This is a genomic window from Pedobacter aquatilis, assembly GCF_030409415.1.
Classification (GTDB): Bacteria; Bacteroidota; Bacteroidia; order Sphingobacteriales; family Sphingobacteriaceae; genus Pedobacter; species Pedobacter aquatilis.
Genome location: NZ_JAUFPW010000033.1, coordinates 47,208 through 59,484, shown reverse-complemented (window position 1 = coordinate 59,484; position 12,277 = coordinate 47,208). Strand labels below are relative to the sequence as shown.

At 43.7% G+C, this 12,277-nt stretch carries 4 protein-coding genes and 1 pseudogene; 1 reads left to right on the top strand and 4 read right to left on the bottom strand.

What is annotated here, in order from left to right; genetic code table 11:
* Positions 1-357 precede the first annotated feature (357 nt).
* On the top strand, positions 358-543 hold the full coding sequence (locus tag QWY86_RS15225; protein ID WP_290243218.1) for a hypothetical protein: 186 nt from the start codon (positions 358-360) through the stop codon (positions 541-543).
* A 253-nt stretch (positions 544-796) separates the two neighbouring features.
* Here QWY86_RS15225 and QWY86_RS20145 read toward each other — a convergent pair.
* From QWY86_RS20145 to QWY86_RS15210, 4 genes and pseudogenes are all read right to left on the bottom strand, one after another.
* Positions 797-979 (bottom strand): annotated as a pseudogene (locus QWY86_RS20145) (DUF5977 domain-containing protein); the annotation flags it as partial.
* Positions 980-1,777: 798 nt separating this feature from the next.
* Positions 1,778-5,056 (bottom strand): DUF6443 domain-containing protein, encoded by a 3,279-nt coding sequence (locus QWY86_RS15220; protein WP_290243216.1) that lies wholly within the window; start codon positions 5,054-5,056, stop codon positions 1,778-1,780.
* 31 nt (positions 5,057-5,087) lie between these two features.
* On the bottom strand, positions 5,088-10,658 hold the full coding sequence (locus QWY86_RS15215; protein WP_290243215.1) for a DUF5977 domain-containing protein: 5,571 nt from the start codon (positions 10,656-10,658) through the stop codon (positions 5,088-5,090).
* Between the two features lie 1,023 nt (positions 10,659-11,681).
* The gene (locus QWY86_RS15210; protein WP_290243213.1) at positions 11,682-11,954 is read right to left on the bottom strand and encodes a hypothetical protein; all 273 of its coding nucleotides are present in this window, start codon (positions 11,952-11,954) and stop codon (positions 11,682-11,684) included.
* Positions 11,955-12,277 lie beyond the last annotated feature (323 nt).

The window sequence follows — 12,277 nt, the reverse complement described above, 5'->3', positions numbered from 1 at the left end:
GCCATTGGAGTTAAAATGGACGATCAACTCAAAAAAATGTTTCGCCCTGCGTTTACCAGATACAAGCTTATGGAGTATAAGAAGAAAAAAGTCCAATTAATCGACCTGGTCATTAAGGAAAACAACAGACATTTGGAATCTTTTTTAAATTCTCTTTTGCCTAAATATGAAGCTAGGCTATTTGAAATGCTGGGCTATGAAAAAAATCTAAGCTAAGAGCACTTTTCAAAAAATAATTATCTCAAGCCCATGATTTATATTGGATGGCAAAAGTACTTGCCATTCTGTTCTATTCTTTTTTAGAATAGATATTATATTTGTTGAATGAATGATGCTGCCAATAAAAACAAGAAAATAGTGTTAGACTATCTTAATACTACGTTAAAGGGTGCTGAGGGTGGAAAATTTAACGCAAATATTTTAGCTAAAGATTTAGAACTTACTAGAGATGAAGTAATAGATGCTTTAATTATGTTGGAGGCTCAACTTTACATTAGGCACGTTTTTGTGGATAATGATAATTTAGGCGTAAGAATGGTTTAGCCAAATAGAGAATGGACCAATGTTATTGTTGGTGGACCCAAACACCTCATTGCTAACATGTTGGAAAAACCAATCTACTTGCCCCCTACTCGCCAAAATGCTAACACAAAAACATTCAATGATTTAAAATAAATTTACTGCTGGTAGACAGGGGTCAATCCATTCTGGTTTATCCACTTTGAGCACCGTATTAGGATTTAACGAGACAAGGCGAACACCGTCGTTACATAATTACCAGAAACAAACTCATCCATTAAACTTGTTGACGAATCCTTGTGATCTGAACACTTTTCGAATACATATACGCACACCCCCCGTTTGCATTTGCATAAGTCTGGCAGCCTGAATTAAATGCATTCAGTACCCATCCGCCTGCATTTGCCTGGCTAACCGCCGATGTATAGCTTCCCGCAGGAACGGTATAGGTGATTACCTCACCCTGAGCATTCGGTCAGCAGTTAATATGTTGAAGTTGCCATACTGAACATTCCTGTAGGATATATAACTGCAGCCTGCATTGGCATTCGTATAGGCCCAATCACCCGAATTAAGTGCATTCAATGCCTGGGGTTGTCTGAATCTGCCTGATTGATGCCTGAGCCAGAACTACATGTAGGGATAACAGCCTCCCGATGTTATTAAAAAACTGCCTTTCCAAAAATTATTTAACATTATACTTTTTTCTAAATTCAACCAAGAATATTAAACGTGCATGCAGATCATTAAGTGTTTTCTTTGTTAAATTCATTAGTATGATAATACATCAAGGAGCTGTACTCAAAATAAATAATATATCATACCTCCTTATCAATAGATGTGATGCTTTAGTATTATAGTTTACGAATCCAATTCTGCTATTGACAACCATCTAAAATTTCTTTTAAATAAAAAGGAACGATGAACATTGGTGATGCAGTCAAAATAAAAAACGCCGCAGTTATAATGCATGATATAAAAAAGTTCTGAAAAAAAAGAGGCTTATCATTTATAATCTTTACATACCTTTTACTTTTAAAAAAATATGTATAATTTATAAAAATCATGATTGGAATTATTATTAAGCCATTCCAAGTTCCAATAGTTTTGCAAAAAAATAACCCATATAATAGATCTATAACAGTCATAACTGGAAAGGAACAAGATGCACTTAATACCAGTATTGTTAAAAGATGAGGCTCGTCATCTCTAATTACATTTTTATAAAATAAAAAGTAAAAATAATATATTTTGTCCATTATTGTTTATTAATTATCGCTTCCAGCTTTTTCTGGAATTTCGGATATTCATCTCGTTCAACTCCTAAAAAATCCTGAAGTACGGGTCTAAAGTTTTTACGATAAGAATCCATTCCTGCAATTCCCCTTCCAATTTCCCATCCAACGCCCCATCCAGCGCCATAAATACCTGTGGTTAGACCAATTACACCACTTCCTTCTTCAAGTACAAGTCCGGTGTGACTCATCGGACGACCGTTGTATTGAAGTTTTCCTTCCGAGAAATCTACGTAGGCACTTCTCATACCATACGCTCCTAAGACATACCCCCCAATCTTGAACTTTGTCGCTAACCCCTTAGATATACTCTTTGATTGCGATATAGCGTTCGAAGTATTGTACTGATTTCCGTAGTACTTCTGAGAAAAATTTCTCATTTTATCAAGGGCGTACCAAGACTTCTTATTAAATAGAGCCCCCTCTATCCCTGCTCCTACCAATCCTACCATTGACATCCCTAATGCTCCTTGATCCTTTCCAGCTGGTGCAGTGAATGTAAATTCAATACTTAAAACATCATTAGCCTTAAAGTTTTTCCATTGCTCTGGTGTAATTTTAGTTGCGTTCAATGTATCTAATCCAAAGGGGTCGGAGTATTTCATTGGGTTATTCAAGACGTAATGATATGGAGTTGTTTCAAAATGATATTCATGCAATCTATCTATTACATTCCACCTTGCAATCACCGGGTCATAAAACCTTGCCCCGTAATCCAGCTGACCATCCTCTCCCGCCGAAGCCAGTTCATCCTGCATCTCCTTGCCATTGTAGAGGTACTTATTGTTCAGGCTTACCGGTGAACCCGAGGACTTCCGCTTCCCGAAAGCATAGTAGTCATCCGACTGCAACCTCCTCTTCACCCCGCCATAAATATCGAAAGTATAACGCACATTTCCAAGGTGATCGCTTAAGTTATATTGATAAGTAAACACCCCGCCATTATTCTGGGCCACGCCTTCATCGGTATGGATAAGCACAACATCAGTTCCGTTCCCCTCAATCCCCTCCACATAGGTATGCTGCTGGCCACCATTGACACCCTTTGCCCTTTTGACGCCATTCCCATCATAAACATAGCCGATATAATTCACCCCGTCATTGGCCGCTATCGGCAGGTTGTTCACATTATAAGTCAGGTTCATCCCATTGCGACCGTCGACAACCGTGTTACCGTTTTTATCATATTGGTATTGCCCGGTCAGTCCGCTCACCGAAAGCAGCCTGTTGCCGTCATAGCTGTATTGCTTCAGACCCAGGTTATCCCGGTTCAGCGAAGTGATGTTCCCCATCTCATCATACTCCAGCTCCTCGCCCATGCTGATGCCCGTGCTTACCGCACTCTTCAGCCGGTCCAGCCTGTCATAACGGTAGGTAAATACATTCGGCCGGGTCAGCCCCAGCCCCCAGTGCTGGGCAGAGATATTGCCGTTGTACTGCGCAAAAGTGCCGTCCTCATATTTTAGGTCCATGCTGAATTCATCCGACAGTGAACTTTTCAGCCAGCCCCTTTCATTATACCCAAAGGCCGTTTGCTGGGCAAATGTGCCGTTTACCCCGTGCAGACTTTTGGCTTTTAGCTGACCAAGCTCATTATAATCATGTTTGCTCAGCGCCACCTCATCCTGGGCATTTATCTTTGAGAAGCTCTGCATTTTCCTTCCCTGGTGGTCATAGCTGTAGCGGCTGCCAACATTAGTCGTCTGGCCATAGGCCGTATAACTCCGCTGGCTGGAAGTAAGTTCACCTGCAAAGTTATATGCATGGTTGGTCACGTCCAGACCAAGGCCGTTAATTGCTGACCGCGTCTGGATAACCCTGCCGAAATCATCATAATAGTTCGCAGAAAGGATCTTATCCGATGAGTATTCAAGAGATACTTTTGAGCCTGTCAGTAAGCCTTTGGTATGCAATGTGCCCGGCTGGGTCTGTGAAGGCCCGCCAAAGCTGTTGCCATTGAACCCATAGTCATCATAATAGTTTATCACCCGGTAGTTCCTGGTCAAAGGGAAACCGAAGATGACCGCCTGAGGCATTGCCAAATCGGTATAGCCTGTCTCACTGTTGTTGTTATCGCGTGTCTCCCACATTACCGTTTCCGCTTCAAGCACAGCAGCACCAAGAAGGAAGCCCCTGTCTATATTGGCAACACTGGTATCCGCAAAAGTGCCCGGCCACTCCGAGTCCCCGGATAATATCAGTCTTCCCATAGCATCATATTTATTAAAGCTGAACTGTTGCGGCGTGTGGGCACGCTGGTTGCCGTCCTGGGTTATGACCAACTGGTCAAGGTTATTGTAAAGCAGCCAGTCCCAGCTCTTGCCCGGCACCTTTTTCTGTTGAAGGCGGTTGCGGCTATCATAGTGGTAGGCATAGATATAGGAAACAAACACATGCTGAGTTTCATCAAAACTGTCCAGCGGGTATTTACCATGTGCATTCACCGCCGGCGGAAGCACATAACGAAGGTTGCCCAGATCATCATAGACATAATAAGTCGAATGGCTGATACTCTCATCTTTCCATACTCTTTTCAATACTACCCTGCCCTGAAGGTCTTTGAACTCTTCTTGGGTCCCGGTTCTGCCACCTGTCCAGTTTTCATCCTTCTGCACCGTTTTATAAAGCCTGCCAGCAGGGTAAAAGGTGGAACCGGCTCCATTGACAGTTGGTGTCCAGCATTTAACATCGTTTTCCCCGTTTGTCCCATACTCAATCTTGGAGGTGTGCCCAAGGTTACTGTCCGGAATCGGTTGCCATGCCTGCCCCGGAGCGCCGTGCTCTGCCACGCGGTTCAGCGGCGAGGGTTCAATGACCGATAAGCTAAAGGGATAATCCGTTTTCTTTACATGCCCGTCCCAGCCCGAAGGGCTATAAAAAGCCGACTGGTTCGAAAATGCAGCACCCTTGAACCCTGCGTCCCCGGACTGCTGCTCTGCATAGGGACTGTACTTTTTAACCTCACGGCCAAAGGCATCGTATTCATATAACTGAATCATATCTTTTCTGCCAGGACTACCCTGCCAGTTCACATCCTGGAGCGGACGGCCAAGACCGTCAAGGTAACGCACCACACGGTTCACCGAATCTACAGGCAGGCCATTGAGGCTTTGACCCGTTTTATGACCCGCAGCACGTACCGTACTTTCCATAACGAAATTCTTTGAACTGGTCGGTTGCTGACCAAGGGTCAGAAACGGTAATAATAAAACAAACGATATATGTAATAAGCGATTCTTCATCTTTATATGCATTTAAACACCCTACTTCTGATTAGTTAACTGAAAAATAAACCGGCAACCATGGGCTTTCCACACCCGAACTGCTAATGGTCCTGCCCATGGCCAGATACTGGCCCGACTGCATGGTTGTTGTCTGGAACAGGTTCCTTCTCCTTGGGGCAAACGAGGTGGAGCTGCCATCGGGATTGGTCACTATCAGCTCATAATTTACAGTGTCCCCCCCAGTATATTGGAAGTAGATGTTGATATTTTCTCCTACGCTGTAGGTATGCTGGACAACATCCAGCGTAAACTCGACCGCACATGTACCGTGCGCATTGGCATAAAGCTGTCCGTTCGCATCGATATCATTTATCGCCAGTTGGTCAGCTGCTGCCTGGGAAGAAGTAGAACTGTAAGTCCCTGCCGCTACAGTATAAGTCACCGGGGTTGAGGGACCACCGCTACCACAGTCGTTCTTGGCAATCGCACGGCTCTGCGCGCTGTTGTAAAATGTACAGGTTGCATGCATGTTGGCATAAGACTGCCCGCCGGAAAGCAAAGCATTGCCAGCCTGAAGGTCCGCATGTTCCTGGCTGATGGTTGAGGTATAACTGCCCGCAGCGATAGTATACGTAATACTTCCTGAAAGCGCTCCCGAAGGACAATTGTTACGTGTAAAATCCGCACTTTGAGCTGCATTTGAATAGGTACAGGTCCCGTTTGCCTGCGCGTAATCCTGGCCACCGGCATAGACCGCCGCGAGGGCTTTGGCGTTCGCATCGGCAATACTAATGTTGGAAGTATAAGTACCTGCGTTTATCACATAGCTTACCGTACTCCCAACACCCCCCGGACCGCAGTCACGCGTAAAGTTTGCCCGCTGCTCATTATTGTAATAGGTACAGGTACCGTTAGCCCTCGCGTTCGCCGGTCCCTGAACATGAAGCGCATCACCTGCCTGGTTGTCTGCATCCGCCTGGCTGATGGTTGAGCTGTAAGTGCCCGCTGCAATAGAATAAGGCACAAAACTTCCCACACCGCCTTCATCACAGTCGGTCTTCTGGTATTCCCCTCCTATGGCCACATTGTAAAAAGTACAGCCTGCGTTTGCATTCGCATAAGCCGGGCCTCCCGCAAAAAGGGCATTGGCAGCCTGGGTGTTCGCATCCTCCTGGCTTACCGTTGAGGTATAACTACCGGCCGGGATACTGTAATTGACCGAGCCCGGCGTACCCCCGGGTGCACAGTTCGTCCTTGAAAAGTTTCCACTCTGCGCTACGCTGTAATAGATATAACTACAGCCAGCATTCAGGTTCGCATAACCCGGTCCTTCGGCATTCAATGCGGCAAGGGCCTTGCTGTCCGCGTCCGTCTGGCTGATAGCAGAAGTGAAACTGCCAGCCACAACCGTATAGGTTACCGTACCGCCTGTCCCGTTCACCCCGCAGTTGCTTCTGGTGAAGTTGCCACTCTGGGCATTACTTTGGTAAAGGTAGCTACACCCTGCATTGACATTTGCATAACCCTGGCCACCCGCATTAAGCGCCGAAAGTGCCTGATTGTCTGCATCTGCCTGGCTGACTGATGAGGTATAGCTTCCAGCTGGGATGCTATAGGTTACACTCCCACCTGTCCCGTTTGCCCCGCAGTTATTACGGGTGAAGGTTCCACTTTGAAGATTACTATAATACATATAGCTGCACCCTGCATTTGCATTCGCATAGCCCTGTCCGCCAGAATTAAGCGCTGATAATGCCTGATTGTCCGCATCTACCTGGCTCATGCCAGAAGTATAGCTTCCCGCGGCAATCGTATAAGTAACTGTACCACCTGTTCCGTTCACGCCGCAGTCGTTCTTTGTAAAACTTCCACCCTGAGCAGCGCTGTAATAAATATAACTGCAGCTTGCATTGGCATTCGCATAGCCTTGCCCACCGGAATTAAGCGCCGCCAATGCCTGATTATCCGCATCGGCCTGGCTCACATTGGAGGTGTAGCTTCCCGCTGCAATCGTGTAAGCAACTGTAGCACCTGTTCCGTTAACGCCGCAGTCGTTCTTTGTAAAACTGCCACTCTGAGCAGCACTGTAATAAATATAACTGCATCCTGCATTTGCATTCGCGTAAGCCTGTCCACCCGAATTAAGCGCCGATAAAGCCTGGTTGTCCGCATCTGCCTGGCTCACGCCGGAAGTATAGCTTCCCGCTGCAATCGTGTAAGTAACCGTAGCACCTGTCCCGTTCACCCCGCAGTCGTTCTTTGTAAAAATGCCACTCTGAGCAGCACTGTAATAAATATAGCTGCAACCCGCGTTGACATTCGCGTAAGCCTGTCCACCGGAATTAAGCGCCGACAATGCTTGGTTGTCCGCATCTGCCTGGCTCAAGCCGGAAGTGTAGCTTCCCGCTGCAATCGTGTAAGTCACCGTAGCGCCTGTCCCGTTCACGCCGCAGTCGTTCTTTGTAAAACTGCCACTCTGCGCAGCACTGTGATAAACATAGCTGCAACCCGCATTGGCATTCGCATAAGCCTGTCCACCGGAATTAAGCGCCGACAAAGCCTGGTTGTCCGCATCTGACTGGCTCACGATGGAAGTGTAGCTTCCCGCTGCAATCGTGTAAGTAACCGTAGCACCTGTCCCGTTCATCCCGCAGTCGTTCTTTGTAAAACTGCCACTCTGCGCAGCACTGTAATACGTTACCGGCTGAGGTCCACTTTCCGTACCGCAGTCGACTTGTTGGCCTGCAAAATTGTAACAGTAGCTCTTAACAATATCGCCATTCCTATCCTTAATGTATTTCAAGCGCTGAAAGCTGTCATACTCATAATATGTTGTCATACCCCTCGCATCCGTCTGGCTCGTCATACCAATCATAGGGGTATAAGTATGACTCGTAATGAAGGCATCGGGAAGAGCTGATTTGAGTAAACCAGCAAGGTTATCTACTACAGATTTCTCAGGCGCAGACTCCCTGATTGCCGCAATCTGTACTGCCCCACCTAAAATGCTTTCAATGCTGCTATATTCTGCATTTGAAACCTCAATAATCGGGTATGCTCCTTTGTAAGCATAAACATAAACGATTTTGGAACCCCCAGTTTTCGACAAACTTTGAATCTGACCAAAGTTATTATAATGCTGAAATGAGGTTCGGGATTCATACCCTTTGGATGGAGAATAGCTTTCCAAAGATGCTGGTTCTGTAACACCTGATCCAAAATCCTGGAACAAAGTTCTGTTACCAGCAATCCATGTATTTGTATTTATATTAAATATTTTGCGTTCTACAGGTGATCCAATCCTGTTGGAGGAAACTAACGATACTAATGTGGGGTTAGAAGTGAAGTCAAAAGGATAAAACAGTTCAGTCCGGTAACTTTTTCCGTCAGAATTTGTGACTGATTCACTCTGCTCTAGGTGTTTTTCATTATAAGTTATCACTTTTTGGGAGGTGATGCCATCTTGGGTTTCTGTAGTTGAGCTCAGTTCAAAATTGCCCGTCGGAATTTCATAATTAACAAATTCATACACAGGAAAAAAATCTTGTTTAGCGGCTTTATCCTGGTAATAAAGAGAGCTACCCATATCCTGTGGAAAATCAAGGTATTTGAATAGCTTTAAACCTAAAAGAGCTGGTCCCGGTTTGAGTGCATATTGGTAATTTGTACCTTTCACCAATTCATATGATCCAGGTGAATCTGGATTATATTTATAGACTGACATTGAACTGAGTCTTGGAGAATTGTTCAATGCTAATGATGGTAAATAATAGTTTCTTGCATAGGTGCTTTGCTGAATATTATTATAGTAACCCGTAAATGGTGGAATCCCTGTCATGTTAAAGCTTTTAGGATGAGAAAGGCTTGGATTCCCGTAATAACTACCCTCGTAAGAAAAAACAGTTTTACCCTGTTGCTGATCGCCATTGGTATATTCGGTAACGAGGTTGTAAAATATTGGCTGGTTTAACAAAAAATGCAAATCCGGAGTGATTTCAGAAGAAAAAGTTCTCGAGCGATAAGACTTGTATATATCGTTACCAAAGCCCCCGGTCTCAAGCTTGTAGAGGGGGAAAGTACGGGATTCCGTTGACATATAAAGGTAATTGGTCATCGGGTAAACTGCGAGCTGACCAAATGATGGATACTCATAGACTTTAGAATCAGTAACTGATCCTGAAATGCTGTTCCTGATTTCATGAATACGTAGACCTGGTCCATCAATAACACTATTGTTTGGTCCTTGAATCCTGTTGCCTTCGTAGAAAAATTCAGTTGAACCTCCAGTCGGATAGGTTATCTTCTTCAGGGTTCCCATTTTCGCATACACTGGATTTGGATTCCGGTTTGCTCCGTTACCCACATTCAAAGTTCCCCCATTATAGTCTGTGTTATAATCAGGCATCAGGTTGGTCTGAAGGCTACCATTTCTGAATCCCCACATATCCCTACTTTGAACATAAAAATTCTCAGATGGGTTGTATTCGAACGCATAACGCTGAACTTCTGTACCATTGGCATCTGTGATTTTGATGGCGTCAAGTTTATAATTGTATCCTTTGTTTGGGTAAGAAGGGTTTGAATTTATAGAGTGAACGTAATTGGAATTATCTAGGAAGGAATATATAAATTCAAAACTCTTGAGTAATTGATTAGAATGATTATAAAGCCTGATAAACCGGATCTGGTCATTAGCGTTTAAAAATTCGAAAACAAGTTTTCCATTTTTAAAGTCAATTTGCGAAACCCTTGTCAGTTTTAGATCCGTTACAAGATTATCGGTTTGAGTAATCGTATTTGGTACCGAACCGGCAGGTACACTATTATCAAATAATGTCTTAGATTCAATTTGCTGGGACACCTCTTTACCGAATCTTAGATAAGACAAATTTATCTCATCGCCATAAGCAGAACTCATCTTGGTCAAATACGCCGCGGTTGTTATCTGGCTACCAAAGGATGCTCCGTTTTTACTAAAAGCCTCCGTTTCGACAAAGTCATAGAAATAATTATCACCGTTATCATCGGTAATCTGGTTAGGAAAACTATTCGTTCGTTGAACCTTAACAGTAGAAAATGGAAAAAAATGTACATCAAGACCATCCGATGAGTACACAAATTTTCCTGACTTACTACCACTTTGAAAAGTATAAACGTCAAATTCTGTATCATAACTTCCCACCGTATTGCTATTATCATAATAAGTAGCGGCCAGGAAATCAAAGTTACTTTGGTTATTCAAATTTTGTGCTAAAGGTATTGTTTCCGGGAAGGGCTTGCTACCTTCAGGTTTGCCATAAACTGTTCTCGCGATTACCCCGCCACAGTTAAGTGACCATCCTATTCCTACAGGTCCTGTTAGGTCAGAAATTTTTCTTCCCTGCGAATTATAGCTGATAGAAATCGGCAACGAAAGAGAACCGCTTTGAATGGTATAAATGGGTATGGAAATATTAGGCTGTCCATTGGCCATACCCAGATTATATTGAGGAAGATTGATCAAAGCCTGAGTTTCAGGGGAAGGTGGAATCACTTTGGGCAAAGCAGTCTGAGCATATGAGCTTTGAATTGAAATGGCCGCCCAAGCCACTAAACATATCCAGTAATTCTTTACTTTCATGATTGCATATTTAAAGAGGTTAACCTTATCAGAAATGGGATAAGAAGTCTTAAATATGATGCTAGTTGATATAATGAAAAAATCTTTTTGACCAACGATACTTCTCGAGCCATAATCGATCGTTTTCGCATGACGAAAATATTGGAGCACATTAAAAACGCGCAGTTATTGGCAGTTAGGAAAGGAAGAATGCTGTTGTAAAAAGGCATAAATCGTTCTGCCCATGTGGAACATTAGCCAATACATGGCAATCAGAATCACGCCTACCGCGAGCCCCAAAAAGATGACAATTAAAGGCTCAAGCAAGCCACTTAAACGCATTGGGCTTATACCGGCTCTATATCCTTACTTACACCTAAAAACCCCGTATAGGAAGTCTTGAGCTCCCTGGCGCCAAAAAAATGGGCTTTTCATAACAGCCAGGCAAGTTTACTCCCAATCAACAAAACACAAAAAGCCTAAAAAATCATGATTAGAATTTACGACGTTTGACAATCCCCTTAGAGATTGGGAAGAGATTAAAGCAAAACGAAATCTTTAAGTTTTTATCATCAAACCTAAGTAAAGGAGCCTTGAATGCATGGAAATATGCTGTCCTTTGGAATGTCAAAAATAAATTGTATAATAAGGCACTTCAGCCCCAAAAAAGTGGACAGCATCATTATTTAATGTGATATCTATGCACTATAAGGAAATCATCAACACTCTGCAGGAACTTACAAAACTTGGAGCACCGGCCGGAGCCGTTATCATCCTGCTGCGACTAATGAAATACATCAACGCCTACATCCACCGGAAAAGACCGGTCGAGAGCAGTAAGAGATTTGACAAAAACGGCAACCTGGTTGAAGTTACAGAGAAGTTTCGTGAGTGAGTTGTGCCAAGACAAGGGTCATCGTCATATAATCACTTGTGCGCAATCAGGCACCAATGCTTGCAACGGAGTTCAATGACTAACTCATCAGCAAAACAGAAAATCTCAAGTTCCAAATTGATGGAGCAAAAGCCCAGGTTAAATGAAATCTATCCATAGATACTCAGCAGAATTAGCCAACTCACAAATCCAACCCCGGCCACTACTCCACCGCTGACCAAAAGCGCTATTGCAAGGTGCCGTTTTCCTATCGCGAGTATGATGAATCCCGAAACCACATTCAGCCCAACTTGCAGGGCCATGCATATTCCGCCACCAATGGCTATGCTGAAGCCCCTGTCGGAAGCAGCCGAGCCGGTAATAATCAGCGTACAATAAATAGCAAGGAGCAGCAGGTTGATGAAAATCGCTTTTACTAGCATGAATGATCAGAGATTTATCACTTAACAACATCAATAAACAAAATAGGTTTTTAATCATCAGCAAAAAATCCACTTTAAACTTAATGCTATAATACTGAAAAACAAAGATTTATATCAAAAGACACAGAAATTAATGACTCCCCATCTGGTTATCATCCTACCTCTGGCAATTGTACTAACTGTTGCGGGTTTCTTTTTGAAGAAACGCAGTGGATAGTCTGATTAAGTGCTGAAGCTGATCATTTTCTTTCACAGCATCCTCTGCTTGGGAAAAAGGATCCTAAACTTGTCCAGTACAACAACCGAAAAAAAGATCAGATATG